Origin of the sequence: Homoserinimonas sedimenticola, assembly GCF_026094475.1 — a bacterium.
GTDB classification, from domain to species: Bacteria; Actinomycetota; Actinomycetes; order Actinomycetales; family Microbacteriaceae; genus Homoserinimonas; species Homoserinimonas sedimenticola.
Window position 1 is genome coordinate 1767360 of record NZ_JAPELL010000001.1, and the last position, 26649, is coordinate 1794008.

Genomic DNA, 26649 nt, shown 5'->3' on the forward strand with positions numbered 1-26649 from the left:
TCCTCTAGTGGGGGGCGCCCGGCTCCTCGCGGCGCTGCTGCTCCTCGAGGTCGGTGAGTTCCTTGTCGTCGGGCTTCATCGCGAGGGCGAGCAGCGCGAGGGTGACGAGGGCGAGGATGAAGATGACGCCCGCCCCGACGACGGCGATGACAATGTCGCGCGTGGTCGCCAGGAAGATGAGACCGCAGAAGAGTGCGATCGCCGCCGCGATGGCGAGGTACTCGTAGGGTCGCATGACGTCTCGGCGACTCGGCTGCTGCATCATCGTGTTGCTCCTGTGTTCGATGCGGGATCCGCCCCGGATGCTCGTGCCGCCGCCTGCCCGTCGCCGGCAGCCCACTTCAGCGAGAGCGCGGCGATCACGAGGTACACGCCGAGGATGACGGCGTAGGCACCGATGATTCCGACGACCGTGACGGTGTCGCTGGGCGCCAGGAGGAGGACGAGGGCGAGCGCGAGCGTGCCGGCGCCGGCCGTCACCCAGTCGCGACCGCCCCCGGTCCGAAGGCGGTACCCGGCGTAGAGCTCAAGCGCCCCCGTGAGCACGGCCCAGACGGTGGCGAGCAGGAGAAGGGTTCCAAGGCCGGCGCCCGTGAGGGCGAGAGGCAGCGCGATCACGCCGATGAGGGCCGAGATCAGCCCCTGCGCGACGAATATGCGTGTGGCCGTGCGGTCGGCGATGCGCCCCCGGCTGAGGAGGGCCACGACGGCGCCTCCGCCGAGCGCGAGGCCCGCGAGCGCGAGTAGGCCGACGCGGGGGGAGTGCTCGGCGAGGAAGGTCACCGCGATCCCGACGGCGAGCGCCACGACGGCGCGCGAGAGCGGCACCGGCCAGTATGCGGCGGTGACGGCGCCCACGGTGTCGAGGGCCTGGTTCTGGCGTGGTGGCACGGTGCTACTTCCTGCGGAGGGACCATGCAAGTCTATCGACGCGCCATCCCGCTCCGGTCGGTGCTTCCGTCAGGCCTGCTCGTCCTCGGGGGTCACGGGTTCGGGTCCGCCGTAGCCGGCACCCATCTCCTCGGCGTTCTCGACCGTGTTGTCCTTGGGATCCGTGAACTCCCCGTTGGAGGCATCCTTCTTCTCACTCATGTTTGCTCCTTGGGTTATCTCAGCCTGAGGGGCTCTCGACAGGCTTGCCCTCGGCATCCGTCGCCGTCTCGGGGTCGACGTCGGGCGCGGCCTCCTTGACCTTGTCCTTGTCGAACTTCTCGTCGTTGTCCTTGGTCATGCCCCCACGGTCGTCCCGCGGATGCTACGGCGCAACCCCTCTCAGCAGACTCCCTGCGAGGTGCCGGTTCAGCGCCGCGGCGTCCACCCGGGCGGCAGCGGCCCGTCGATCACGGCACGCTCGGCGTCGACCTGCGCCGACCAGCCCTGCGCGGCATCCACCGCATCGAATCCACCGCGCGCGAGACGCAGGCCCACGTCGTCGTGGTGCATCCTCGGTGCCCCACCGCGCCGCGTCGAGGCCCGCACGCTCCAGGAGGCGTCTGCAAAACCGCCGCCGCGGAACACCCGGTAGTCGGCGTAGCGGGCCGGGTCGAGCAGGTCCCAGCACCACTCCCACACGTTGCCGAGCGTGTCGAAAAGGCCGTTGAGATTCGGATGCTTGCCGCCGACGTCCTGGGGAGAGCTCACCCCGTCCAAGCTCGTCCACGCCACCTCGGGGAGCGGGCCGTAGTGTGCCCCTGTCGAACCGGCGCGGCAGGCGTACTCCCACTCGGCCTCGGTGGGCAGGCGATAGCCGTCGGAGTCGACGTGCCACGTGACATCCTCGCCGTCGACCGCATAGGCGGGATCGAGCCCCTCCCATTCGGAGGCGGCATTGCAGAGGCGGATGGCGCGCAACCAGCTCACGTCGACGGCGGGACGCCGCGGATGCTGCGCCGTCTCGCCCAGCAGTTCGGCGACCTGCTCCTCCGTGACGGGGTACACCCCGATCTCGAATGGCTCGAGCTCGACACTCCAGCGCACCTTGCGCCGCGCGTCATGCAGGGTAACCGTCCCGCCGGTGATGCTCGCCATCTCGATGTCGTCCACGGCGGCAGTCTCGCACGCTCGCGCCTCAGCCTGCCCTGAGTGTCGAGAGGTTGCCGTTCCCGAGGCGCGCTCGGGGCTCCTTCTCGACATCCACCTCGCACGGTCGCATCATTGGCGTATGAACGGGCTCTCGCCTCGCCTGGGCGCGGTTGTCGATGCGCTTCCGCTCAGGCCTGGCCTCCGCGTGCTGGAGGTCGGGGGTGCCCCAGGGGCGGCCGCCCGCGAGGTCGCCAAACGGGTCGGCCCCGACGGCCACGTGCTCGTGCTGGATCGATCGGCGAAAGGGATCGCGCTCACGCGAGAGGGGTGTCGCGCCGAGTTGGAGGCGGGCATCCTCTCGACGCTCTGCGCTCCCGTGGAGGATTTCGAACTCCCCCCGGCAACAGCTCCCTTCGACATTGCGTTCGCCTGTCGCGTGGGCGCTCTCGATGGGCGACACCCGCAGTTGTACGAGCACGCGCTCGCGTGCATCGGGGCCGCTCTCGTGCCAGGCGGAACCCTCTACCTTGACACTGGCGACCCGCTCACCTCGATAGCGATGGCTGAACGGCAGGGCTGATCGACTACATCGGCGCCATGTCGGTGAAGCGCGAGAAGTGCCCCTGAAACGCGACCGTGACGGTGCGGGTGGGGCCGTTGCGGTGCTTGGCGACGATGAGGTCGGCCTCGCCCGCGCGCGGGTTCTCCTTCTCGTAGGCGCTCTCGCGGTGGAGCAGGATGACCATGTCGGCGTCCTGCTCGATCGAGCCCGACTCGCGCAGATCGCTGATGGCGGGCATCTTGTCCTGGCGCTGCTCGGGGCCACGGTTCAGCTGGGAGAGCGCGATGACCGGCACCTGCAGCTCCTTCGCGAGCAGCTTGAGCGCGCGCGAGAATTCGCTGACCTCCTGCTGTCGCGATTCGACCTTCTTGCCCGAGGTCATGAGCTGCAGGTAGTCGATCACGACGAGCTTGAGCCCGTACTTCTGCTTGAGGCGGCGGCACTTGGCGCGGATCTCGACGAGCGTCATGTTGGGGCTGTCGTCGATGTAGAGGGGCGCGTCGTTGATGCGTCCGCGGGTGGAGGCGATCGTCGTCCAGTCGCGGGAATCGACCGTGCCCTTGCGCATGCTCTGCAGCGGCACGGCCGCTTCGGCCGAGAGCAGGCGCATGGCGATCTCGGAGCGCCCCATCTCGAGCGAGAAGACGATTGAGGGGAGGTTGTGCTTGATGGATGCCGCACGCGCGAAGTCGAGCGCGAGCGTCGACTTACCGAGTGCCGGTCGGGCCGCGACGATGATCATCTGGCCCGGGTGGAAGCCGTTCGTGAGGTCGTCGAGCTCCGAGAACCCCGTCGGCACACCCGTCATGGAGCCGTCGCTGCCCTTGGCCGCCTCGATCTCATCGATCGCTGTCTCGACCGCGACCGTGAGGGGTACGAAGTCCTCCGCCTCGACACCGCCCGTGACGTTGTAGATCTCCGCCTGAGCGTTGTTGACGAGGTCGACGACCTCGCCCTCGCTCGCGTAGCCCATCTGCACGATGCGCGTGCCGGCCTCCACGAGGCGCCGCAGCACAGCTTTCTCCGCAACGATCGCCGCATAGTAGCCGGCGTTCGCCGCCGTGGGCACAAGGCCCGTCAGGGTGTGGAGATACTCAGCCCCGCCCGCGCGGCCCAGCGAACCCGTCTTGGTCAGCTCATCTGTGACCGCGATCACGTCGGTCGGCTCGCCATGCGAGTAGAGGCTGAGGATCGCGTCGAAGATGATTTCGTGCTTGGGGATGTAGAAGTCGACGGCGCGCACCGATTCGATGACGTCGGCCGTCGCATCCTTGCTCAGCATCATGCCGCCGATCGCACTCTGCTCCGCGAGCAGGTCGTGCGGAGGGGTGCGCTCGGAGGAGCGCGGGTCGTCGGGCCGGTCGGTGCCGGCAAGCCCCAGGTGGGCTATGGACATCGTTCACCCCTTGTCATCGTCGTGCTGTCTAGTGGTACCGCAGGCGTCCGACATCCCCGGCATGGTGGCGCCGCGCGGGCGGGAGATCGGGTCGCTGCGAGAGCGTGTGTGGCGGCTTCGAAGAGGCCGACGCCCAAGGCTAGGAACTCGATGCACCCGCACACAAACGCGCTTGTGGATAACTTTGTGGAGAATGCGAGGGAAACGCCGGAGCGAGTGTGCACAAGCTGTGGAGTGGGCTGTGGGAAACCAACCGAATTCTCTAGCAAATGCAGCCCTGACCTGGGGTTTCTCTTTGCACACCTTGTGTGTAGAAAACTTGTTTGGACTGGGGGTTGAGGGTTTTCACTCGTGTGCACTGTCTGTGTAAAAAGTCTTGACACGGAGGATCGAAAAGCGGTATTCCACAGCCCTGCAGGACGCCCTGTGACCGTTTAAAACGACGACGGCGGCGAGCCTTAGCCCACCGCCGTCGCGATCCCTTGAGAGGACTACTTCGCCGCGACCACCTGAATGGTGATCGTCGCCACGAGGTCGTCACGAAGGCGAACGATCGCCTCGTGCTCACCCGTCGACTTGATGGGCGAGGTGATCTCGATCTTGCGCTTGTCGACCGTGCCGAGACCGGCGGCGGCAACAGCATCTGCGATGTCGGCGGTCTTGACCGAGCCGAAGAGTCGACCCTCCTTGCCCGCCTTGATCGTGAGCTTGACCTTGTTGGCCTCGAGCTTGAGCTTGAGGTCCTTGGCCTCCTCGATCGTCGCGTGCTCGCGCGCGGCACGAGCGGCCTTGATCTGCTCGACCTGCTTCTCGCCACCGCGGGTCCAGTTCACGGCGAGCCCCTGCGGCACGAGGTAGTTGCGGGCGTACCCGTTCTTGACCTCGATGACGTCGCCGGGGGCGCCGAGGCCCGTGACCTCATGCGTCAGAATCAGCTTTGACATTTCGATGCTCCTTAACGGCCCGAGCCGGCGTAGGGGAGCAGAGCCATCTCGCGCGCGTTCTTGACGGCGCGGGCGATGAGGCGCTGCTCCTGCACGGAGACACCGGTGATGCGGCGAGCGCGGATCTTTCCACGCTCGGAGATGAACTTGCGGAGGGTGGCGACATCCTTGTAGTCGATGACGCCGACGCGAACGGACTTCGCGGGGGCGGCGTTCTTGCCACCCTTGTTGCGGAGGGGCTTGCGGCGGTCGCCGCTGCTCTTTCCTGCCATGGTTATTCCTTCAGATTGTTGTCGTGACCGTCACGCGGGCGCGCGGTCTAGAACGGAGTCTCGTCGTTGTAGCTGCCGGGGGTGTTCCAGACATCCCCCCCGGAGGTCGACGAAGACGGCGCCGCGGCTGCCCACGGCTCCTCTGCGACGGCCCCACGCCCACCACTGAAACCGCCGCCGCCTTCGCGGGACGATGACGTGCGAGTGACCTGGGCGGTGGCGTAGCGAAGGCTCGGACCGATCTCATCGATCTCGATCTCGAAGCTCGTGCGCTTCTCGCCCTCCTTCGTCTCGTAGGAGCGCTGCTTGAGGCGGCCCTGGGCGATGACGCGCATACCCTTCGTGAGCGAACCGGCGACGTGCTCGGCGAACTCGCGCCAGACACTGGCGCGCAGGAAGAGCGCCTCGCCGTCCTTCCACTCGTTGCTCGCGCGGTCGAACGTGCGCGGCGTGGAGGCGATCGTGAAGTTCGCGACTGCCAGCCCGTTCTGCGTGTAGCGCAGCTCGGGGTCGGCCGTGAGGTTGCCCACGACGGTGATCACGGTTTCGCCGGCCACGGCCTACTCGCTCTTCGCTGCGGCCGGAGCTGCGGACTTGGCGGCCTTGCGGGCGGCCTTCTCCTCGGAGAGCTTCGCGGCGGCGGCGACCTGAGCGATCGCCTCCTCGGCCCGGAGCACCTTGGTGCGCATGACGGCCTCGCTGAGCTTGAGCTGACGGTCGAGCTCGACCGTTGCCGATGCATTCGCCGTCATCTCGACGACGGCGTAGATGCCCTCGGACTTCTTGTTGATCTCGTAGGCCAACCGGCGCTTGCCCCAGATGTCGACCTTGTCGATCGAGCCACCGTCATTGCGAATGACGTTGAGGAACTTGTCCAGGCTGGGTGCCACGGTGCGCTCGTCGATCTCGGGATCGAGGATCACCATGAGTTCGTACTGGTGCATGACTAACCCACCTCCTTCGGACTGAAAACGGCCACAGACGGTCTGTGGCAGGAGGGTTCTTGCATGTCGCTGTCTCGCGGAGGCCCCGGAACGGGGCGCACAGACAACCTGTCTAGTGTAGTCATATCCACTCTTGACCAGCAAGGAGCAATATCCCTATGTCGATTCGGGTCGCCATCGCCGGCGTCGGTAACTGTGCCAACTCCCTCGTGCAGGGCGTGACCTACTACCGGGACGCATCCGACACCGAGACGATTCCCGGCCTCATGCACACGACCTTCGGTCCCTACGCCGTGCGTGACATCGAGTTCGTCACCGCCTTCGATGTCGATGCCTCGAAGGTCGGCCGCGACCTGGCCGAGGCGATCTGGGCCAGTGAGAACAACACCCTGAAGTTCGCGGATGTCGCGGACACGGGCGTGACCGTGCAGCGCGGTCCGACGCTCGACGGCCTGGGGGAGTACTACCGCGACATGGTGGAGGAGTCGGATGCCGCGCCCGTCGATGTCGCGCAGACCCTGCGGGACTCGGGCGCCGACGTGCTCGTCTGCTACCTCCCCGTCGGCTCGGAGCAGGCGGCGCGGCACTACGCGCAGGCCGCGATCGACGCGGGTGTGGCCTTCGTCAACGCTCTCCCCGTCTTCATTGCAAGTGACCCCGAGTGGGCCGCGAAGTTCACGGATGCCGGCGTGCCGATCGTCGGTGACGACATCAAGAGCCAACTCGGCGCCACCATCACGCACCGCGTGCTCGCCCGCCTCTTCGAGGAGCGCGGGCTCGTGCTCGACCGCACCTACCAGCTGAACGTGGGCGGCAACATGGACTTCAAGAACATGCTCGAGCGCTCCCGCCTCAAGTCGAAGAAGATCTCCAAGACGCAGGCCGTGACGAGCAATGTCGACCAGGAGATTCGTGCCGAGCACGTGCACATCGGCCCGAGCGACCACGTGCCGTGGCTCGACGATCGCAAACTCGCCTTCGTGCGCCTCGAGGGGCACGGTTTCGGCGGCGCCCCGACGAGTCTCGAGTACAAGCTCGAGGTGTGGGATTCGCCCAACTCGGCGGGCGTCATCATTGATGCGGTCCGGGCGGCGAAGCTTGCCCTGGATGCGGGTCAGGGCGGACCCGTGGAGGCGGCATCCGCCTACTTCATGAAGTCGCCGGCGAAGCAGTACCCCGACCCGGTCGCCCGCGAGATGCTCGAGCAGTTCATCGAAGACACCGCGAAGTAGTCAGCGGGACTCCCACCACGCCCGCAGCCGGCGGGTGGCCTCCTCCTCGCCGAGGGGGCCCTCGTCGAGTCGCAGCTCCAGCAGGAAGCGGTAGGCCTCGCCGACCTCGCGGCCGGGCCGAATGCCCAGCAGCGCCATGATCTGCTCGCCGTCGAGGTCGGGGCGCACGGCCGCGATCTCCTCCTGCTCGGCGAGCTCCTTGATGCGCTGCTCGAGGTCGTCGTAGGCCCGTGCCAGGCGGCGCGCCTTGCGCTGGTTGCGGGTCGTGACATCCGCCCGGGTCAGAATATGTAACCGCTCGAGCTGGTTACCGGCGTCGCGAACGTAGCGCCGCACGGCCGAATCTGTCCATGCCCCCTCGGAGTAGCCGAAGAAACGCAGGTGCAGCTCGATCAGTCGACTCACCGCCTGGATCGTGTCCTTGTCGAAGCGCAGCGCCTTCAACCGTTTAACCGCAAGCTTCGCCCCCACGACATCGTGGTGGTGGAAGGTCACAACCCCGCCCGGCTCCGTGCGCTTCGTTGCAGGCTTGCCGATGTCGTGCAGGAGGGCCGCGAGGCGGAGCACGAGATCGGGGCTCGGCTCGTGGGCGCGGGAGGCCTCGAGGTCGATCGCCTGGTCGAGCACCGTCAGGCTGTGCTCGTAGACGTCCTTGTGGTGGGCATGCTCATCGACCTGCAGTCGCAGGGCGGGGATCTCGGGCAGCACCTGCTCCGCGAGCCCCGTCTCGACCATAAGCTCGACGCCCGCCCTCGGCGCTGGCGTGCGCAGCAGTTTGCCGAGCTCGTCGCAGACGCGCTCGGCCGAGATGATCGAGAGCCGCTCGGCGAGCGCCGACATTGCCCGCCGCACGTCGTCGGCGGCCGTGAAGCCGAGCTGCGACGTGAAGCGTGCGGCACGCAGCATCCGCAGTGGGTCGTCGCCGAAGGAGACCTCGGGGGAGGCGGGCGTCATGAGCCGCTGCGCGAGGAGGTCGTCCATGCCGCCGGAGGGGTCGACGAGCTTCTGCTCGGGCAGGCGGAGCGCCATCGCGTTGACGGTGAAGTCGCGACGGAGCAGGTCCTCCTCGAGGCTCGATCCGAACTCGACCTCGGGCTTGCGCGTCTCACCGTCGTAGGCGTCGGTGCGGTAGGTCGTGATCTCGACCGTGTGCCCGTCGACGACGGCTCCGATCGTGCCGAACGCCCGGCCGATGTCCCACTGGGCGGTGGAGATGGGTTTCACGATCTCGAGGATGCGGTCGGGACGGGCATCCGTCGTGAAGTCCAGGTCGTGCAGTTCCCGGCCGAGGAAGGCGTCGCGCACGGGGCCGCCGACGAGGGCGAGTTCGTGTCCGGCCGCCGCGAACACCTCCGCGAGCCGGGAGACGTGGGGGGAGCCCGCGAGCTCCGAGAGCCTCGTGACGGCGGATGCGACGCTGGTCATCACTCCAGACTAACCGCGCACGCCGTGCCTCAGCGGGGGCCATGGCTCGCCCCAATAGAATCGTGGGCATGCTGGCCCAGAGCACGATCGGAGCCGGCCGATGCCCCTGACTCACCTCGTCTCGCGGTGGAGTGCCGCCCTTCTCGGCGCCGCGCTCGTCTTGAGCGGCTCGGTCGCGTCGTCGGCGACTCCGGATGCCGCAGGCGAGAGCACCCCGGATGCCGCAGTCGCGGCAAGCAACGGCGCCCCGACGACCCTCGTCCTGGCGGCGCCGATCGTCGCGCCCGAGGGCGAGACGGCGCTGATCCCCGCCGACGATCTCGAGACCTTCACCTCCTCGAGCGGCGTGCTCACGCGCCAGCTGAACGCCGTGATCGATCGTCCGATCGCGCTCGGCGTTGACCCGCGAATCCTCGCTTCGATACGCATCCTGGGCACGAGCGCCCCCGAGTCCGCCCTCGACTGGCTGGAGCGCCTCGAGAACGCGAGCAACGAGACCTTCTCGCTGGCCTACGCGGACGCGGATGTCGCGGCCCTCAGCCAGGCGGGCATGGAAAGCATTCCTCTTCCGACGGACTTCCAGGTCGATCCGAACCTGTTCCCCGCGCCGCAGGCGCCGGAGGAGACCGTCGAGCCGACGGAGGACGCGGACGAGCAGGCTGAGCCCTCCGCGAGCCCCAGCGCGAGCCCGGAGACGTCTCCCACGCCCAGCCCCAGCCCGGGCGCGCCGAGCGTGCCGACGGGGGACCAGCTGGTGGATCTGCCCTTCACGCTCGGCCCCATCGTCTGGCCCCGTGAGGACACGGTCGTGGCGGGCGACCTTGCGACTTTCGCCGCCGACGAGCAGACGGTCACGATCCTCGATTCCAGCAACGTCAACTACGGGCGCGACGCGATCCCCGCCTCCGCGACGGCAGGGGGTGCTCGCGTGCTGGTCTCGAACAACGACATCTCTGCCCTGCTGCGCGAGGCCGTCTCCGCGACGACCGACGCGAGCTGGACGGCGGCGATGACTCAGCTGACGGCGGCGCTTGCGGGCTGGGGCGGCGGCTCGTCGCCCCTGCTTGCGACCCTCGGCCGTGACATCCCGCTGCCGGCCAACCGCGTCTCGCAGACGCTGACCGCTCTCGCCACGACGCCGGGCGTCGTGCTGGGCAGCATCGAGAGCACGCTCGACGAGCCGCCCGTCGAGGTGAGCGTCGTCGATTCGCCCGTCGAGCCGGAGCGGCTCGCGACGCTCCAGTCGGCGCTGCAGACCGAGCCCGCGACGACGGCGTTCGCGAGCGTCCTCGACAACCCCAGCCTCATCACGGGCGACCAGAGACGGCGGATGCTCGCGCTCGCCTCCAACGCATGGATCGACTCCCCCCAGGAGTGGCAGGAGGCTGTTGCCGCCTTTGTCGTGCGCTCGGGCGAGCTGCTCAATGCCGTGCATGTGCTCGAGAGCAGCACGATCAACCTGCTGAGTGACACGGGGAACGTGCCCGTCACGATCAGCAATTCCCTCCCCTACCCGGTGACGGTCGTCGTGCACATGTGGGCCAACCGCGCCGTGCTCGACGTGCTCGAGGACAGCGTCACGGTCACGATCGAGGCACAGTCGCAGGCCCGCGCTGCCGTCCCCGTGCAGTCGATCGCGAACGGCACGGCCGTGCTCGTCGTCTCCCTGACGAGCCCCACGCAGGTGCCGATCGGCGCGCCCATGTATGTGACGACGAACGTGCAGGCGGGCTGGGAGACGGCGTTCACCACGACGGTCGCGGGCGTCGTGCTGCTCGTGTTTGTGATCGGCATCGCCCGCACGGTCGCCCGGCGGCGCCGGGAGCGGCGCGAGCGTAATGAGGTCGTGGCCTCGTGACGGCGACGGATGCCGAGGAGTCAGGCAACCTCCGCCGGTCGAGCGCCCTCCTCGCGTCGGGAACGATCGTCAGCCGCGTTCTCGGCTTCATCAAAGCCATCGTGCTCGCGCAGACGATCGGGCAGACCGGCGCCGCGGCGGCCGATGCGTTCGGAATCGCAAACCAGCTGCCCAACAACATCTATGCCCTCATCGCGGGGGGCGTGCTGGGCGCCGTCCTCGTGCCCCAGATTGTGCGCGCGAGCTCGAACGCGGATGAGGGCGCAGCATTCATCAACAAGCTGGTCACCTTGGGGATCGCCGGCTTTGTCGGCATCACCCTGATCGCGACTCTCGCGGCACCGCTGCTCATTCACCTCTACGCACAGCAGGCGGCGTCTGATGGCGGCGAGGGCTTCTCCGCCAGGGGTATCGCCCTCGCGACGGCCTTCGCCTACTGGTGTCTGCCCCAGATCTTCTTCTACGCGCTCTACAGCCTGCTGGGTGAGGTGCTCAACGCGCGCGGCGCCTTCGGTCCCTTCGCCTGGGCCCCCGCACTCAACAATGTCGTGGCGATCGCAGGCCTCGTGCTCTTCCAGCTGTTCTTCGGTGGCGCCGAGACCAACAGCGCCGTCGAAGTCTGGACGACCGAGCGCATCGTGCTGCTCGCGGGGACGGCCACCCTCGGCATCGCCACCCAGGCACTGGTGTTGCTGTTCTTCTGGCGCAGGGCCGGCATCCGCTATCGGCCGGACTTCCAGTGGCGGGGTGTCGGGCTTGCCAGGACGGGACGTACAGCCGGCTGGATCTTCGCCATGATTCTCGTGACCCAGTTGGCGGGCATCGTGCAGGTCAATGTCGCCTCCCTCGCGGCGGGGGCGGGCGCGGGCGTCGCGACCCTGCAGAACTCCTGGCTCATCTTCATGCTGCCGCACTCGGTCATCGCGGTCTCGATCGCGACCGTCTTCTTCACGCGCATGAGCGGCAACGCGCACGAGGGCGACCTTGACGCGGTCAAGACGGATGTCTCGGCCTCCCTCCGCTCGATCGGCCTCATCGTCTCTCTCGCCGCCGTCACCCTCATCGTCGTTGCCGCCCCCTTCGCCCGGATGTTCGAGCGCGAGCACGAGGACGTGCTCGCGATGGCCGCCGTGATCGCCATGTACATGGTGGGACTCGTGCCCTTCAGCGCGGTCTTCGTGTTGCAGCGCACCTTCTACGCGCTGGAGGACACGCGCACCGTCTTCTTCATCGAGGTCGTCAAGTCAGCGCTGTTTGTCGCGGGCTTCGTCGCCTGCTCGACCCTTCCGGTCGAGTGGATCGGCGTGGGCATCGCCGCCGTGTCGTCGCTCACGTTCCTGCTCCAGTTCCTCATGACCTTCGCCGTGCTTCGGCGCCGGCTCGGAGGTTTCGGGGGACGGACCCTCCTCGTGCGCCACGCGGAGTACCTGCTGGCGGCTGGCGTCGCCTCGGCTGTGGGAGCGGGCGTGCTCCTCCTGCTCGGCGGCCTCTCCGCGGATGGATTCGCGCTCGCGAACGCCGTCACCGCGATCGTCACGATGGCCGCCGTCGGCGTACCCATGGCAATCGTCTACGCGGGCGTGCTCGCCCTCCTGCGCAACCCCGACCTGCTGCTCGTGCGGGATCTCGTGCTGCGTCGCATCCGCCGCTCGTAACGCACGGCGGGCACGGAATAGCCCGCGAATAGGATGTGTTGTACCGCTCACGACACGATCCGAAGGAGGGCGCCCGTGCGCCACTTGATCATCATCGGCTCCGGCCCGGCCGGCTACACGGCGGCGATCTACGCCGCCCGCGGCGGTCTCGAACCCCTGCTCATCGCGAGCTCGGTCGAGGCGGGCGGCGAGCTCATGAAGACGACAGAGGTGGAGAACTTCCCCGGCTTCCCGGAGGGCATCATGGGCCCTGACCTTATGGAGCGCTTCCGCCAGCAGGCCGAGCGTTTCGGCACCGAGGTCGTCATGGACGACGTCGTCGAGCTCGAGGTCGAGGGCGACGTCAAGCGCGTGACCCTCGGCAACGGCGATGTGCACGAGGCCCACGCCGTAATCTTCGCGACGGGCTCCGCCTACCGCAAGCTGGGCATCCCCGACGAGGAGCGTCTGAGCGGCTACGGCGTCTCGTGGTGTGCCACGTGTGACGGGTTCTTCTTCCGCCAGAAGACGATCGCGGTCGTCGGCGGCGGCGACTCGGCGATGGAGGAGGCGACGTTCCTCACCAAGTTCGCCGACAAGGTGTACCTGATCCACCGCAGCGAGGAGCTGCGTGCCTCCAAGGCCATGCAGGATCGTGCCCACGCCGACCCCAAGATCGAGTTCCTGCTCAACAAGAAGGTCGAGCACATCTACGGCGCCGACTCCGTCACGGGCGTCGGCCTCGTCGACACGGTCGACGGCAGCGAGACGACGCTCGACGTGCAGGGCCTGTTCATCGCGATCGGCGCCGACCCCCGCACGCACCTGGTGCACGGCAAGCTGGAATTGACGGATGCTGGCACCATCGCCGTCGAGGGCCGCAGTTCGCGCACCTCCGTGCCCGGTGTCTTTGCGGCAGGCGACGTCGTCGACCCCACCTACCGGCAGGCCATCACGGCGGCCGGCTCCGGCACGGTCGCAGCGCTCGACGCCGAGCACTACCTCTCCGCCCGCATCGACTCGGGTGTCGCCGACCCGATCCCCCAGGCGCCACTCGAGCCCGCGGCATCCTGACCCCCGACCCCTCACGAAAGAGAGAACCGTATGTCTAGCGCACGCGACGTCACCGACGCGACCTTCGAGGCCGAGGTGCTGAACTCCGAGAAGCCGATCATGGTTGACTTCTGGGCCGAGTGGTGTGGTCCCTGCCGCGCCGTGTCGCCCATCCTCGACCAGATCGCCTCCGAGCACTCCGACAAGCTCGAGATCGTCAAGCTCAACGTCGACGACAACCCGCAGACCGCCATGAAGTACCAGATCACCTCGATCCCCGCGATGAAGGTGTTCAAGGGCGGCGAGGTCGTCAAGACCGTCATCGGTGCCAAGCCGAAGCCGGCCCTCGAGGCCGACCTCGCGGAGTTCATCAAGTAGTACCCGCCTCTACGACGGCCCGCCTGCGAAAGCACGGCGGGCCGTCGTCATTTAGGCTTGTGTGATTCACGACCCTGACGACAAGGGACCATCATGGCGCCGCACGAATCCACATCGGGCGGGTCGAGCACGAGATTCGACCCGTGGTACGACCACTATGCTCACCGCACCGCCGGTCTGAGCGCATCCGAGGTTCGAGCACTCTTCGCCGTCGCATCCCGCCCCGAGGTCGTCTCGCTCGCTGGCGGAATGCCCTACGTGTCAGCGTTGCCGCCTGAGCTGGTCACCTCCTCCCTCGAGCGTGTCATGCGTGATTCCGGGCCGACCGCGCTGCAGTACGGCTCTGGCCAGGGCACCCCGGAACTGCGCGAGCGGATCCTCGAGATCATGGCGCTCGAGGGTATCCGCGGCAGCGTCGACGACGTGGTCGTGACGACCGGATCGCAGCAGGCCCTCGACCTCGTCACGAAGCTCTTCATCGACCCGGGCGACGTCATTCTTGCCGAAGCGCCCAGCTATGTGGGAGCGATCGGAGTCTTCCGCTCCTACCAGGCCGAGGTCGCGCACGTGCTGATGGACGAGGACGGCCTCATTCCGCAGGCCCTCCGCGAGGCGATCGAGCGTCTCAAGGCCGCGGGCAAGCGGATCAAGTTCCTTTACACGATCCCCACGTTCCACAACCCGGCCGGTGTCACCCTGACGTGGGAGCGTCGGCTCGAGATCCTCGAGATCTGCCGTGCCAACGACATCCTCGTGCTGGAGGACAACCCCTACGGCCTCCTCTACTTCGACACGCCCCCACCCCACGCGATGCGCTCGATCGAGGAGGACGGGGTCATCTACCTCGGGAGCTTCTCCAAGACCTTCGCCCCCGGCTTCCGCGTGGGCTGGGCGCTCGCGCCGCACGCGATCCGCGAGAAGCTGATCCTCGCCAACGAATCGGCCACGCTGTGCCCCAGCTCCTTCAGCCAGTTCGCCATCACGGAGTACCTCGCGACCTCCGACTGGAAGGGTCAGATCGATGCCTTCCGCGGCGTGTACCGCAGCCGACGCGATGCCATGCTCTCTTCGTTGCAGGAGCACCTGCCCGAGATGGAGTGGACCGTCCCGAACGGCGGCTTCTACGTCTGGCTGCAGCTGCCTCCCACTCTCGATTCCAAGGAGATGCTGCCGCGCGCCGTCAAGGAGCTGGTCGCCTACACGCCGGGCACGGCCTTCTACGCCGACGGCGGCGGACGCAACATGATGCGGCTGTCGTTCTGCTACCCCAACGAGGAGACGATTCGCACGGGCATCCGTCGCCTCACCTCCGTGATCAACGGTGAGCTCGAGCTGCTCAACACCTTCGCCTCCAGCGGGCCGGTCGTCACGGGCCAGATCCCGGTCATCAGTCCCGCTCACGTCACGAGCCCGCCGCCCAACACGAACTGACGCGCAAGGAACCACACCATGGACGAGTTCACCCCGCGCACGGTCCTTATCCTCGCCGGCGGCATCTCGCATGAGCGGGATGTCTCCCTGCGTTCGGGCCGTCGCATCGCTGACAGCCTCCGGGCGCAGGGCATCTCGGTTGAGCTGAGAGACCCGGATGCCACGCTCTTCGCCTATCTCGAGGCAAGCCAGCCCGATGTGGTGTGGCCCGCCCTGCACGGGGCCGGGGGAGAGGATGGCTCACTCCGCGGCCTTCTCGACTTCGTGAATGTACCCTTCGTGGGGTCGCGCGCCGCGGCATCCCGGCTCGCCTGGGACAAGCCGACCGCGAAGGCGCTCGTCGACCGGGCGGGGGTGACGACTCCGCGGGCCATTGCGCTCTCGCGCGACACCTTCCGCGATCTCGGTGCCGTCAATGTGCTCGACCGCATCTCCGCAGAACTGAGCGGACCGGTCGTCGTCAAGCCTGCGCAGGGTGGCTCGGCTCAGGGGGTCACGATCGTCGACGACCCCGAGGATCTGGCGAGTGCCATGGTGCACGCCTACCGCTACTGGGATGTCGCTCTCGTCGAGCAGAAGATCGTGGGCACCGAGATCTCGGTGTGTGTGATCGACACGGGGGACGGACCCGTCGCCCTCGCCCCCGTGGAGATCGAGCCGATCTCGGGGTTCTACAGTTTTGAGGCGCGCTACAACGCGGGGGAGACCCGTTTCTACACGCCCGCTCGGGTCTCCGACGAGGTCGCCGCGCGGGCCTCCGAGATGGCCATCGCGGCGCACTCGACTCTGGGGCTCCGCCACATCTCCCGCGTCGACATCATGGTCGACGGGGCAGGAACACCCTTCTTCTTGGAGGCGAGCGTCATGCCCGGGCTTACCGAAACGTCACTCTTCCCCCGCGCGCTCGAGGTCGCCGGGCACGATGTCGGCTGGGCATATCTGGCACTCTGCCAAGCTGCCGTGCGGGAGTCTCGCGCATAAACCCCTGATCAGGGGTGGTTTCTGCGCTAGCTGAAGCCGGGGTCGTCGAGTTCCGCGAGAATCCGGTTGAGGTCGCCCACGGTTGCGAAGTCGATCACGATCGAGCCCTTGGTCGCCCCCAAAGTGATCTTGACGCGGGTGTCGAGCCGGTCACCCAGCCGCTCTGCGATCTCATCGAGCTGGCCCTGGCGCCCACCGCGCGCGGGCTTCGGTGCGCGCTTCGGCTTGTTTGAGACGGTCCCCGCCGCGGCCTCGGCCGAACGCACCGAAAGGTCCTCGTTGACGATTTTGTCGGCCAGCCGCACCATCGCCTCAGGATCACCCGTAGAGAGGATGGCACGGGCGTGACCTGCACTCAGGACGCCCGACGCGACCCGCTGCTGCACGGCCTCGGGCAACCTCAGAAGTCGGAGCGTGTTCGTGATCTGTGGTCGTGATCGACCGATACGCTCCGCCAGCTGGTCCTGAGTGATGCCGAAGTCGGCGAGGAGCTGCTGATAGGCGGATGCCTCTTCCAATGGATTGAGGTTGGCCCTGTGCAGGTTCTCGAGGAGGGCGTCCCGCAGCATGGCATCGTCTGCCGTGTTCTTGATGACGGCCGGAATTGTGGGAAGTCCGAGGTGCTTCGTCGCGCGGAGACGCCGCTCGCCCATGACGAGCTCGTACTTCGGACCCTCCTCGGAAGCATCCGCGATCGGGCGCACGACAATGGGCTGAAGCACGCCAAACTCGCGGATCGAATGGATGAGCTCTTCGAGCTCCTCCTGGAGAAAGACATGCCGCGGCTGGTTCGCGTTGGGAACGATCTGCTCGGGATCGATGTTCGCCAGCTGGGCACCGGGTACGGTCGCGAGTTCCTCGCCGCTGTCCGTCGGGGCTTTGCTGCTCGTGGGGAAGAAAACATCGACGGGGCGCGAGGGCGTTCCCTCGTCCGTGGGGATGAGGGCTCCGATTCCGCGTCCCAGTCCCGTGCGCTTTGCTGCCATCGTCGTCCTTCTGTTCGTTCCTGTGTTGAGAGATTAGTGGGGGCTGGGCCAATCAGCACTGGTCCAATCAGCACTGGTCCAATCAGCACTGGTCCAATCAGCACTCGGCCAGCCTGCGCTGGTCCAGTCTGCGCTGGGCGTGAGCAGCAAGGGGCTGGACCGGCGCTGGACTTAGTTCGTGCTGCTCCCGGGGGCGCCGCGCCGCGCGATCTCGGCCGCCGCCTCGAGGTAGGAGATCGAGCCGGGGGAGTTGGTGTCGTAGCTGATGACGCTGAGCCCGAAGCTCGGCGCCTCCGAGATCCGCACTGATCTCGGGATGGGCGTGGCCAGGGTCTGCTCGGGAAAGTGCTGGCGCACCTCGTCGGCCACTTGATTCGAGAGATTGGTGCGTGAATCGTACATGGTGAGCAGGATCGTCGTGACCGAGAGCGTCGGATTGAGGTGTCGTTCGATCAGCTTGATGTTATTGAGCAGCTGGCTCAGCCCCTCGAGCGCGTAGTACTCGCACTGGATGGGGATGAGCACCTCCTGCGCTGCGACGAAGGCGTTGATCGTCAGGAGACCAAGCGAGGGCGGGCAGTCGATGAAAACGTAGTGGAACTGCTCCTCGGATTCCTCGAGGAACTTCTCGAGTGCGGAGCGCAACCGCTGCTCGCGTGCCACCAGAGAAACCAGTTCGATCTCAGCGCCCGCAAGATGGATCGTCGCGGGAAGGCAGTAGAGCTCTCCACCCTCGGGGCTCTTCTTCACCGCCTCCGCGATCTCGACGTCGTTGACGATGACGTCGTAGACGCTGATCGTCTCCGAGCGGTGCTCGACACCAAGGGCCGTCGACGCGTTGCCTTGAGGGTCGAGGTCGATCACGAGCACGCGGGCGCCATTCTTCGCGAGTGCGGCCGCAAGGTTGACGGTCGTAGTTGTCTTACCCACCCCGCCCTTCTGATTCGCAACCGTGAAGACTCGGGTCCGCGCTGGTAGCGGAAGTTCTTCCGATTCGAGGGCGCGGCGACGCCGGGTGATCTCCGAGAGCTCCCGGGCGAGAGGGGTGTCCGCGAATCGGCCGAGGGGAGACTCTGATTTCTTTTCCTGCGTGTCACCGGGCGCGTCCGCCCGAGCTGCCGCATCGTCCGACGCTTGCTCCTGCTGCTCTGCCTCAGGTATCACCGGCGCCGCTTCTGTCACGCCAAAGGCGCTCTCGAGTTCCCTGCGTGCATCCGCATCGAGCTCAGCTCGCGCGTGGTCCTCGTCGGGATGTTTCACGTGAAACCTCTGTCGTATGGATGGTGAATCGGATGTCACGGCTCTGCGCCAAGACGCCTGGCGAGCCAAGGCCCTGCCGGTGGAAATCCGGGGCAGCAAACCCCGAATCGGGTCAGTCCACTGTAGCCCGAAAGACCCGGGTGGTCTCGGTGCTGAGGTCCTCGCCGAGGGTGAGTATCTCGACATCGTGGAGCCGATGCTTCCGGATGACCTTGGCGGCGGCATCCACCTCGGCTTCGACGCTCGCGCCCTTGAAGAAGAGGAGTTCGCCACCCGACTTCATGAGGGGAGCGACTCGAGGTATCAGCTTCGAGAGCGCGCTGACGGCACGTGCCGTGGCCTGATCAAGCCAGGGACTCAGCGTGACGTCTTCCGCTCGGCCTCTGACAACCTCCACGTTGTCCAGCTCCAGGAGACCCACTTGCTCCACAAGCCATGCCGTACGGCGCTCCATCGGCTCGATGAGGACGAACTCGACATCAGGCCGCGCGATCGCGAGGACCAGCCCCGGGAGTCCAGCGCCGCTCCCGATGTCTCCTACACGCCCCGGGCGAAGCAGGGGAGTGAGCAGGGCAGAGTTCACGATGTGCCGTGTCCATAGCCGCGGAAGTTCGAGGGGGCCAACGAGACCGAGTTCCTCACCTCGTCGCGCAAGGTCGGCGACGAATGCGCGAGCCACCTCGATTCGGTCGCCGAACAGCTCGACGGCCGCGGCGGGTTCGGGCTCGAGCGCGTCAGGGAGAGGGTGATGTTTCACGTGAAACTATGCGCGCGTGATGACGGTGTGGCGGTCTCGGCCCTCGCCCTCGGACTCCGAGGTGAAACCGCGGTCGGCAACCATGTCGTGCACAAGCTTGCGCTCGTATGACGACATAGGGGGAAGAGCTGCAGAGCTGGCGCCGCCCTCAATACGCTCGATGGCACGGTCGACGAGAACCGAAAGTTCGTTCTGCCGCGTTTCCCGCGAGCCACCGATGTCCAGGATGAGGCGGGAGAAGTCACCCGTCTTGGCCTGAACAGCGATGCGCGTGAGCTCCTGGAGGGCGCTGACCGTCTCCGGCTTCGAAAGCAGACGAAGGTTGCTGTCCTCGTTGGAGGTGACGGAGATGTAGGAACGACCCCCGCGAACGGAGATCTCGATGTCCCCGTCGAGATCCGTGATGTCGAGGAGCTCCTCGATGTAGTCGGCGGCGATGTCGCCCTCGTCTTCGAGCTCTTCCGCCGAGAGGTCGGCCTCGAGAGTGACGTCATTCTCCTCGGGGGAGTCCTGCTGCTGAAGGGTGTTGTCGGTCACGGGATTCGCCTACTTCTTCTTCTTGCGGTTTTTAGGGTTTACGGGCTGTTGGCGCTGGGTCGGCTTGGGCTTCTCCACGACGGGGGTCTCCTCCTCGACGATCGTGATGCCGCGACGCTGAGCGCGCTTGGCGAGACGTGCCTCACGAGCGAGGGCGGCCTCGCTACCCGGCGTCGGCATGTTCCGGATGACGATGAACTGCTGCACCATCGTCCAGATATTGGAGACGAGCCAGTAGAACATGACGCCCAGGGGGAAGGTGAAGCCGGAGAAGAGGAACACGAGGGGAAGCAGGTACAGCAGAATGCGCTGCTGCTTGTACATCGGGCTTTCCTTCATCTCAGGCGACTGGTTCTTCGACATGATCTGAAGCTGCGTGATGAATTGCGAAGCCGTCATGAGGACGACCATGAGCGACGCGATGACGATGACCGCGATGTTGCCGTCCGCCGTGCTGATGGCGAGCCGTAGGGGCGCACCGAGGAAGACAGCCTCACCGAAGGACGTCGAAAGCTCTTGGTTGAGCAGGCCCACGCCCACCAGTTCGTGCTGGGCGTTCTGGAGCACCGAAAAGAGGCCGAAGAAGATCGGCATCTGAATGAGCAGGGGCAGACAGGAACTGAGGGGATTCGTGCCGGTCTTGCGGTAGAGCTCCATCGTCTCGCGCGACATCGCCTCGCGCGAGAACTGGTCCTTCTTGCCCCGGTACTTGTCCTGGATCTTCTTGAGCTGAGGAGCGACCTCGAGCATTCGCCGCTGACTCTTGATCTGGCGCACGAAGAGGGGAATGAGCAGGGCACGCACGACGAGCACGAGGCCCACGATCGACAGGACCCAGGTAACACCGCCGTCAGGGTCCATTCCGATCGCCGTCAGCAGCGTGTGGAACGCAACGAGGATCGCCTCGATCGCCCACTTGATGGGCCACAGTATCGTTCCGATGAAATCCATAGCGTCGGGTCAGACCTTTCGTTGGTGCAGGGAGTGAAGCGCGGGGGAGCGGTCGGTCATGGGCGACCCCGAGCATCCGTCGTGCTCATTGAACGGATGCCCGTGCTCAAGTGGCTGGCGGGGAACTCGCGCCGAGACGAAGCCGAGCCGGCCAAGCCGGACCCGGTATCGACTGTTATCGGGGACGTCGTCGACGCCACCTGCAGCCCAAGGATGACAGCGCGCGATTCGGAGAGTGCCGAGAGCAACACCCTTCGCGACGCCGTGCGTCCGGATTGCGTCAAGCGCATACGCGGAACACGAGGGGTAGTAGCGGCAGACATCACCATAGAGAGGAGAGATGACGGCGCGATAGACATGCAGGATGCCCACACAGGCGTTCCGGGGGAGGAGGACTAGGAACTCGATGGCTCTCATGACCTCGGCTCCTGGCTGCGAACCCGCGTGCTGGCCCTGGCGATGAGAGACACCGCCTGGTCCTGAAGCACCGAGAAGTCTGCGGCCGCGGCGGGCGCGTGGGCCCGGAACACGATGTCGAGGGCAGAATCCCGGTCATCCATGGGGGAAAGTTCACCGTGGAGGACGCGGTAGCTGATCGCCTTGAGGCGACGGCGCACGCGGTTGCGCGTGACGGCATTGCCGACGGCTTTCGAGACGATGAAGCCGAAGCGCCACGGATGCTGGGCATCCGTGGCGCTATCAACCGCATACACGGTCATGAGGTCACCGGAGGCACGCCGACCACGCCGGACAACCCTCCGATAGTCGGCGGCGCTGACGAGCCGCTCGGCTCGAGCCAGCACCGAACCAGACCGGTCGTGACTAAGCGGAGAGCTCGGAGCGACCCTTACGGCGACGCGCGCTCAGGATGGCGCGGCCCGCGCGGGTGCGCATGCGAAGGCGGAAGCCGTGCACCTTGGCGCGACGGCGGTTGTTCGGCTGGAACGTTCTCTTGCTCATGATGGGATCTCCGCGGTGTGTGAAAGTCGATGTCGTGCATCCGCCCACCCCACCGTCACGTCGGTCCGACGGGCGGGCATGGAATGACGAATGTGCCGAAAGGCAGAAGTCAACTGCTTAAAAATACGTTCTTAATCGGTGGCGGTCAAACCGTGCCGCGCAACCTGTCATTATCCACACGAGGAATTCATGGTTGTGGACGACCCGCCGGGACAAACTAAGGTGGTGTGACTGCACAGACGGTGGATAACCCTGTGCATAACAAGACCTACAGGGAAGGGGGAGGAAGGGTCGAATGATGGATTCGGTCGATCCCACGCACGGGGCGTGGCAGCACATCCTCGACACCCTTCGTGCGGACGACCGCATCACCCCTCAACTTCAGGGCTTCCTCAGCCTCGCGGAGCCCCGGGGCATCATGGCCGGCACCCTCTACCTTGAGGTGCCCAACGATCTCACCCGCGGCATGCTCGAGCAGCGCATCCGAATCCCCCTTCTCAATGCCATCGCCGATCTCGACGGGGACGTCGAGTTGTCGAACTTCGCGATCGTCGTCAATCCCGAGATCTCTCATGTGACCCTCGCACCCGTAGAGACGAGCGAGGAGCAGCCGGTCATGGAACCGGCTCCTGCCGCGCCCGTTGCCGACACGGGGCGCCGCGCCGACTCCAGGCTCAACCCCAAATACAACTTCGACAACTTCGTCATCGGTGGCTCCAATCGCTTCGCCCACGCGGCCGCCGTCGCGGTTGCTGAGGCACCCGCCAAGGCCTACAACCCGCTCTTCATCTACGGTGACTCGGGTCTCGGCAAGACTCACCTGCTGCACGCGATCGGCCACTACGCCGAGAGCCTGTATCCCGGGATCCGGGTGCGCTATGTGAGCTCCGAGGAATTCACGAACGACTTCATCAACTCGATTGCCAACAACCGCGCCTCGGTCTTCCAATCCCGCTACCGGGACATCGACATTCTGCTGATCGACGACATCCAGTTCCTGCAGGGCAAGGATTCGACGCAGGAGGCCTTCTTCCACACCTTCAACACGCTCCACGACCACAACAAGCAGGTGGTCATCACGAGCGATGTTCCGCCGAAACACCTCACCGGTTTTGAGGATCGGATGCGCTCCCGCTTCGAGTGGGGTCTCATCACGGATGTCCAGGCCCCCGATCTCGAGACCCGCATCGCGATCCTTCGCAAGAAGGCACAGAGCGAGCGTCTGCAGGTGCCCGACGACATCCTTGAATACATGGCGTCGAAGGTCTCGTCGAATATCCGCGAGCTCGAGGGCACTCTCATCCGCGTGACGGCCTTCTCGAGCCTCAACAAGACGCCCGTCGATCTGGCTCTCGTGCAGACGGTGCTCAAGGACCTCATCACCCTCGATGACGACAACGTCATCGCACCCGTCGAGATCATCAACCACACAGCGGCCTACTTCAAGCTCTCGGTCGACGACCTCTACGGATCGTCACGCTCACAGGCTGTCGCGACGGCGCGACAGATCGCGATGTATCTCTGCCGGGAGATGACGAACCTCTCCCTCCCCAAGATCGGCCAGCTCTTCGGCGGTCGCGATCACACGACGGTCATGTATGCCAACAAGAAGATCACGGAGCTCATGAAGGAGCGCCGTTCGATCTACAACCAGGTGACCGAACTCACGAGTCGCATCAAGCAGAACAACCGCTTCTCCGGTTAGTCAGCGGCTTTCCCTCTTCGTCACGGCGCGAGCGCGCGCGTGATAGCAGAATCCGCGCGCTCTTCCCACATGTGGAAAGTATGTGGATAACTGTGAACAACACGCCGCCCGAATGTGGATGACAAGAAATCTTCTGTGGATTTCGAATCTTCTCGACGACTCATCGCTTCGATTTCTCGACAGGGCGTCAACAGAACGCCCACAACTCACATTCGTGTAGTTCCCCGCCTGCAACGAGCATCCACCGGGTTATCCACAGTTTCCACACCTGTTAATACCTTTGGATCTTTTAATTCAAATTTTTGGCAGGCCGATAACCCTTGCGGCGTGCCGTCCTCGTCGGCGCGCGCTGTGCCAGTATTAAGCGCTCGGGGTCAACTCTTCGCGTTCGAAAGGCAGTCGCATGAAGTTTCAGGTGAATCGTGACGTGTTCAGCGAGGCTGTCTCGTTTGCCGTGAAACTTCTTCCGCAGCGCACCACCCTTCCGATCCTGAGTGGCGTGCTCATCGAGACGACGGAGACCGGTCTTCGGCTTTCGTCCTTCGACTACGAGGTCTCCGCGCAGACCGAGATCGACGCGAGCGTCGACACTCCCGGCACGATTCTCGTCTCGGGTCGACTTCTCGCCGACATCGCCAGCCGGCTGCCCAACGCTCCCGTCGAGTTCTCGACCGAGGAGTCGCGCATCTCGGTGCGCTGTGGTTCCGCTAACTTCACGCTGCTGAGCATGCCGGTCGAGGAGTACCCGACACTTCCTCAGGTCTCGGAGCAGTCTGGGCTCCTACCCGCGGATGCCTTCTCCGATGCCGTCTCGCAGGTGGCCGTCGCCGCATCCCGCGACGACGTCACCCCCGTCATCACGGGCGTGCAGCTCGAGGTCAGTAACACGACCCTCAGCCTGGTCGCGACCGACCGCTACCGCGTAGCGGTTCGTGAGATCGACTGGGATTCTGGCGACCGCGACTTCTCCGAGGGCGTCACGGCGCTGGTGCCCGCCCGCACCCTCCAGGAGATCGGCAAGACCTTCGGCCACAGCGGCACGATCTCGGTCGCGATCACCAACACGGATGACCGCGAGATCATCGCGTTCAGCGCCGATCGTAAGACCGTGACCTCGCTGCTCATCAAGGGCAACTTCCCGCCCGTCAAGCGTCTCTTCCCCGACGAGGTTGACAACTACGCCGTCATGAACACGGCCGAGCTCGTGGAGTCGGTGCGCCGCGTCGCTCTCGTGCTGGAGCGTGAGGCCGCGCTGCGCTTCACGTTCTCGATCGACGGCCTCACTCTCGAGGCGATCGGCAGCGAGCAAGCGCAGGCATCCGAGACGATCGACGCGCACCTCCATGGGGGCGACATGGTGGTCTCGCTCAAGCCCCAGTTCCTGCTGGACGGCCTTGGAGCGGTGCACTCCGAATTCGTGCGGATCTCCTTCACCCGCACGGAGAACCCCAACAAGCCGGGACCCGTGCTCATCACGAGCCAGTCCTCGAAGGACCAGCCCGGCGCCGACAGCTACAAGTACCTGCTGCAGCCCAACCTGCTGCTTCGCTGAGCGTTGATCGTCAGTCACCTCTCCCTCACTGACTTCAGGAACTACGAGCGCGCGGATGTCGCGCTCGAGCCAGGCCCCAACCTCTTCGTCGGCAGCAACGGCCAGGGCAAGACCAACCTGGTTGAGGCGCTCGGCTACCTGAGCACGCTCGGCTCGCACAGGGTGTCGAGCGATCAGGCACTCATTCGTCAGCACCAGGCTTCGGCGATCATCCGGGCACGACTCGAGCACGGCGAACGCGGCGTCCTGGTCGAGGTGCAGCTGAACCGGTCGGGCGCGAACCGGGCGCAGGTCAATCGCTCGGCGATCAAACCCAGGGAGCTGCCGCGCTACTTCTCGAGCGTGCTCTTCGCTCCCGAGGACCTCGCTCTCGTGCGCGGGGAACCGGGTGGGCGCCGCCGCTTCCTCGACGAGCTGCTCGTTCTGCTCTCCCCGCGACTTGCCGGGATACTCGCCGACTACGACCGTGTCGTGCGACAGCGCAACACCCTGCTGAAGTCCGCGCGTTCCGCGGGGGTCAAGGGCAGCCAACTGAGCACTCTCGAGGTGTGGGATGAGCGGCTCATCGAGCTCGGCTCCCAGATCGTGGAGGCGCGAACCGCGCTTGTCTCGCGGCTCGAGCCCGAGGTCGCGCGTGCCTACGAGTCGATCGCGGGGGGCGAGCATTCGGCCGCACTCGAGAATCGGCTCAGCGTCCTTTCGCACAGCGACGCGGAGGAGGATGCGGGGGACGAGCCGGGACTCACGGGTGTCGTGACGGCGGCGGATGCGGCATCCGCATTCCGGCAGTCGCTCGAGCGCCTTCGGCGCACCGAGCTCGACCGCGCCGTGACCCTTGTGGGCCCGCACCGCGACGATGTCGTGCTGCGGCTCAACGGCATGCCGGCGCGCGGCTTCGCGAGTCATGGCGAGTCATGGTCGTTCGCGCTGGCGCTCAAGCTCGCGTCAGTGGCGGAACTTCGGCGCGACACCACGACGGGGGATCCCGTGCTCATCCTCGATGATGTCTTCGCCGAGCTCGACGCCGCCCGCAGGGAGCGTCTCGCCGAGGCGGTCGCCTCCGTCGAGCAGGTGCTGATCACGGCCGCCGTGCACGATGACGTGCCCGAGGCGCTTCGCGCCAACACCGTGCGCATCTCGCGCGGCCGGATCTTTGAGGATCGCGACGAACGTGCCTGATCAACGAGGTGAGGGAGAGCAGGAACACGTCGCGGTGTATCAGCGGTTCCGGCGCGTCTTCGGTGACGGCTCGGTACGAACACGGGATGCCCGCAGACGGGCCCGCCGCCAGGAGGGGTCGAGCGTGCCCTTCGCCGCCGGGCGTGATCCCCGCGGCATCGGCGAGGTCATGGATGCTCTCACGGCGTCGCTCGGGTGGACCTCGCCGCTCGCACGCTCGGAACTCATCTCATCGTGGGATTCGATCGTCGGCTCAGACCTGGCGGAGCATGCGGATCCCATTGCGATCGAGGAGGGGACGCTGACGGTGCGCTGCGACTCGACGGCGTGGGCGACGCAACTGCGGCTCATCCGTGTGGACATCCTCTCGCGCATCGCCCAGTCCTTCCCAGACGCGGGCATCCAGGAGGTGCGGTTTCTCGGGCCGGACACCCCATCGTGGAAACGCGGCCCCAGATCTATTCAGGGCCGCGGCCCTCGCGATACCTACGGTTGAGAAGGCAAATCTGGTCGAGACGGTGATTTTCGGCCCGCAGACGGGCGAATCTCGCCCGTTGCCGATCCGTTACTTGGTAGAATCGAGAGGTTGCCGCGGCAGCTTCGTGAGGAGCCGGGCCGGGGACGACAGAA

The 26649-nt window shown here is 66.1% G+C and carries 30 protein-coding genes; 12 read left to right on the plus strand and 18 right to left on the minus strand.

The genetic code is table 11. From position 1 onward, the window contains the following. Nucleotides 1–4: 4 nt before the first annotated feature. The 4 genes from OH146_RS08340 to OH146_RS08355 all read right to left on the minus strand — a co-directional run bounded on the left by OH146_RS08340 (nucleotide 5) and on the right by OH146_RS08355 (nucleotide 2043). A complete protein-coding gene (locus OH146_RS08340) occupies nucleotides 5–265 on the minus strand; it encodes a hypothetical protein (protein WP_265159333.1) in 261 nt (86 codons plus the stop codon). Continuing rightward, the gene (locus tag OH146_RS08345) at nucleotides 262–891 is read right to left on the minus strand and encodes a hypothetical protein (RefSeq protein ID WP_265159335.1); all 630 of its coding nucleotides are present in this window, start codon (nucleotides 889–891) and stop codon (nucleotides 262–264) included. Before OH146_RS08345 ends, OH146_RS08340 begins: the two co-directional genes overlap by 4 nt. A gap of 69 nt (nucleotides 892–960) precedes the next feature. Next, a complete protein-coding gene (locus tag OH146_RS08350) occupies nucleotides 961–1092 on the minus strand; it encodes a hypothetical protein (protein WP_265159337.1) in 132 nt (43 codons plus the stop codon). A 207-nt stretch (nucleotides 1093–1299) separates the two neighbouring features. Next, nucleotides 1300–2043 (minus strand): formylglycine-generating enzyme family protein, encoded by a 744-nt coding sequence (locus OH146_RS08355; protein WP_265159339.1) that lies wholly within the window; start codon nucleotides 2041–2043, stop codon nucleotides 1300–1302. Nucleotides 2044–2161: 118 nt separating this feature from the next. On the opposite strand from OH146_RS08355, the gene OH146_RS08360 reads away from it, so the two are divergent. After that, complete coding sequence (locus tag OH146_RS08360; protein ID WP_265159341.1) at nucleotides 2162–2602, plus strand: methyltransferase domain-containing protein; 441 nt, start codon at nucleotides 2162–2164, stop codon at nucleotides 2600–2602. Between the two features lie 4 nt (nucleotides 2603–2606). On the opposite strand, the gene dnaB is transcribed toward OH146_RS08360, so the two are convergent. From dnaB to rpsF, 5 genes are all read right to left on the minus strand, one after another. Further along, nucleotides 2607–3980 (minus strand): replicative DNA helicase, encoded by a 1374-nt coding sequence (gene dnaB, locus OH146_RS08365; RefSeq protein ID WP_265159343.1) that lies wholly within the window; start codon nucleotides 3978–3980, stop codon nucleotides 2607–2609. 491 nt (nucleotides 3981–4471) lie between these two features. Next, a complete protein-coding gene (gene rplI / locus OH146_RS08370) occupies nucleotides 4472–4924 on the minus strand; it encodes a 50S ribosomal protein L9 (RefSeq protein WP_265159345.1) in 453 nt (150 codons plus the stop codon). Nucleotides 4925–4935: 11 nt separating this feature from the next. Continuing rightward, nucleotides 4936–5196 (minus strand): 30S ribosomal protein S18, encoded by a 261-nt coding sequence (rpsR, locus tag OH146_RS08375; protein ID WP_265159347.1) that lies wholly within the window; start codon nucleotides 5194–5196, stop codon nucleotides 4936–4938. A gap of 47 nt (nucleotides 5197–5243) precedes the next feature. Then, entirely contained in the window at nucleotides 5244–5753 is a 510-nt protein-coding gene (locus tag OH146_RS08380; RefSeq protein WP_265159349.1) for a single-stranded DNA-binding protein, read from the minus strand. A 3-nt stretch (nucleotides 5754–5756) separates the two neighbouring features. Continuing rightward, the gene (gene rpsF / locus OH146_RS08385) at nucleotides 5757–6140 is read right to left on the minus strand and encodes a 30S ribosomal protein S6 (protein ID WP_265159351.1); all 384 of its coding nucleotides are present in this window, start codon (nucleotides 6138–6140) and stop codon (nucleotides 5757–5759) included. 158 nt (nucleotides 6141–6298) lie between these two features. Here rpsF and OH146_RS08390 point away from each other — a divergent pair, with 158 nt between their 5' ends. Beyond that, nucleotides 6299–7372 carry an inositol-3-phosphate synthase gene (locus OH146_RS08390; protein ID WP_265159353.1) on the plus strand — a complete coding sequence of 358 codons (1074 nt, stop codon included), beginning with the start codon at nucleotides 6299–6301 and terminating at the stop codon, nucleotides 7370–7372. Here the strand turns inward: OH146_RS08390 and OH146_RS08395 are convergent, their stop codons facing one another. Then, a complete protein-coding gene (locus tag OH146_RS08395) occupies nucleotides 7373–8797 on the minus strand; it encodes a CCA tRNA nucleotidyltransferase (RefSeq protein ID WP_265159355.1) in 1425 nt (474 codons plus the stop codon). Between the two features lie 100 nt (nucleotides 8798–8897). Here OH146_RS08395 and OH146_RS08400 point away from each other — a divergent pair, with 100 nt between their 5' ends. From OH146_RS08400 to OH146_RS08425, 6 genes are all read left to right on the plus strand, one after another. Next, nucleotides 8898–10655, plus strand: coding sequence for a DUF6049 family protein (locus OH146_RS08400; protein ID WP_265159357.1), 1758 nt, complete (start codon nucleotides 8898–8900; stop codon nucleotides 10653–10655). After that, nucleotides 10652–12310, plus strand: coding sequence for a murein biosynthesis integral membrane protein MurJ (gene murJ, locus OH146_RS08405; protein ID WP_265159359.1), 1659 nt, complete (start codon nucleotides 10652–10654; stop codon nucleotides 12308–12310). Before OH146_RS08400 ends, murJ begins: the two co-directional genes overlap by 4 nt. A gap of 75 nt (nucleotides 12311–12385) precedes the next feature. Further along, nucleotides 12386–13363: a thioredoxin-disulfide reductase gene (trxB, locus tag OH146_RS08410; RefSeq protein ID WP_265159361.1), complete on the plus strand. Its 978-nt coding sequence runs from the start codon at nucleotides 12386–12388 to the stop codon at nucleotides 13361–13363. A gap of 30 nt (nucleotides 13364–13393) precedes the next feature. After that, nucleotides 13394–13720 carry a thioredoxin gene (trxA, locus tag OH146_RS08415; protein ID WP_265159363.1) on the plus strand — a complete coding sequence of 109 codons (327 nt, stop codon included), beginning with the start codon at nucleotides 13394–13396 and terminating at the stop codon, nucleotides 13718–13720. Between the two features lie 93 nt (nucleotides 13721–13813). After that, a complete protein-coding gene (locus tag OH146_RS08420) occupies nucleotides 13814–15151 on the plus strand; it encodes an aminotransferase-like domain-containing protein (protein ID WP_265159365.1) in 1338 nt (445 codons plus the stop codon). An 18-nt stretch (nucleotides 15152–15169) separates the two neighbouring features. Then, the gene (locus OH146_RS08425) at nucleotides 15170–16132 is read left to right on the plus strand and encodes a D-alanine--D-alanine ligase family protein (protein ID WP_265159367.1); all 963 of its coding nucleotides are present in this window, start codon (nucleotides 15170–15172) and stop codon (nucleotides 16130–16132) included. Between the two features lie 26 nt (nucleotides 16133–16158). Here OH146_RS08425 and OH146_RS08430 read toward each other — a convergent pair whose 3' ends face one another. The 8 genes from OH146_RS08430 to rpmH all read right to left on the minus strand — a co-directional run bounded on the left by OH146_RS08430 (nucleotide 16159) and on the right by rpmH (nucleotide 21583). Further along, a complete protein-coding gene (locus OH146_RS08430; RefSeq protein ID WP_265159369.1) occupies nucleotides 16159–17118 on the minus strand; it encodes a ParB/RepB/Spo0J family partition protein in 960 nt (319 codons plus the stop codon). Between the two features lie 171 nt (nucleotides 17119–17289). Then, nucleotides 17290–18138, minus strand: coding sequence for a ParA family protein (locus tag OH146_RS08435; protein ID WP_265160723.1), 849 nt, complete (start codon nucleotides 18136–18138; stop codon nucleotides 17290–17292). A 352-nt stretch (nucleotides 18139–18490) separates the two neighbouring features. Further along, nucleotides 18491–19135, minus strand: a complete 645-nt coding sequence (gene rsmG / locus OH146_RS08440) for a 16S rRNA (guanine(527)-N(7))-methyltransferase RsmG (protein WP_265159371.1) — start codon at nucleotides 19133–19135, stop codon at nucleotides 18491–18493. Between the two features lie 6 nt (nucleotides 19136–19141). Beyond that, on the minus strand, nucleotides 19142–19573 hold the full coding sequence (locus OH146_RS08445; protein ID WP_372508488.1) for a Jag family protein: 432 nt from the start codon (nucleotides 19571–19573) through the stop codon (nucleotides 19142–19144). A 108-nt stretch (nucleotides 19574–19681) separates the two neighbouring features. Beyond that, nucleotides 19682–20623, minus strand: coding sequence for a membrane protein insertase YidC (yidC, locus tag OH146_RS08450; RefSeq protein ID WP_265159375.1), 942 nt, complete (start codon nucleotides 20621–20623; stop codon nucleotides 19682–19684). 9 nt (nucleotides 20624–20632) lie between these two features. Beyond that, on the minus strand, nucleotides 20633–21040 hold the full coding sequence (gene yidD / locus OH146_RS13945) for a membrane protein insertion efficiency factor YidD (RefSeq protein WP_308214947.1): 408 nt from the start codon (nucleotides 21038–21040) through the stop codon (nucleotides 20633–20635). After that, nucleotides 21037–21426, minus strand: coding sequence for a ribonuclease P protein component (gene rnpA, locus OH146_RS08460; RefSeq protein WP_265159377.1), 390 nt, complete (start codon nucleotides 21424–21426; stop codon nucleotides 21037–21039). The genes yidD and rnpA overlap by 4 nt, the downstream gene beginning before the upstream one ends. 19 nt (nucleotides 21427–21445) lie before the next feature. Further along, complete coding sequence (gene rpmH / locus OH146_RS08465) at nucleotides 21446–21583, minus strand: 50S ribosomal protein L34 (RefSeq protein ID WP_098483823.1); 138 nt, start codon at nucleotides 21581–21583, stop codon at nucleotides 21446–21448. A gap of 295 nt (nucleotides 21584–21878) precedes the next feature. On the opposite strand from rpmH, the gene dnaA reads away from it, so the two are divergent. The 4 genes from dnaA to OH146_RS13950 all read left to right on the plus strand — a co-directional run bounded on the left by dnaA (nucleotide 21879) and on the right by OH146_RS13950 (nucleotide 26515). After that, nucleotides 21879–23288, plus strand: a complete 1410-nt coding sequence (dnaA, locus tag OH146_RS08470) for a chromosomal replication initiator protein DnaA (protein WP_265159383.1) — start codon at nucleotides 21879–21881, stop codon at nucleotides 23286–23288. Between the two features lie 403 nt (nucleotides 23289–23691). Then, nucleotides 23692–24840: a DNA polymerase III subunit beta gene (gene dnaN, locus OH146_RS08475; protein ID WP_265159385.1), complete on the plus strand. Its 1149-nt coding sequence runs from the start codon at nucleotides 23692–23694 to the stop codon at nucleotides 24838–24840. 3 nt (nucleotides 24841–24843) lie between these two features. Then, complete coding sequence (gene recF / locus OH146_RS08480) at nucleotides 24844–26019, plus strand: DNA replication/repair protein RecF (protein WP_265159387.1); 1176 nt, start codon at nucleotides 24844–24846, stop codon at nucleotides 26017–26019. Next, the gene (locus tag OH146_RS13950; RefSeq protein WP_265159389.1) at nucleotides 26012–26515 is read left to right on the plus strand and encodes a DciA family protein; all 504 of its coding nucleotides are present in this window, start codon (nucleotides 26012–26014) and stop codon (nucleotides 26513–26515) included. The genes recF and OH146_RS13950 overlap by 8 nt, the downstream gene beginning before the upstream one ends. Nucleotides 26516–26649: the final 134 nt, after the last annotated feature.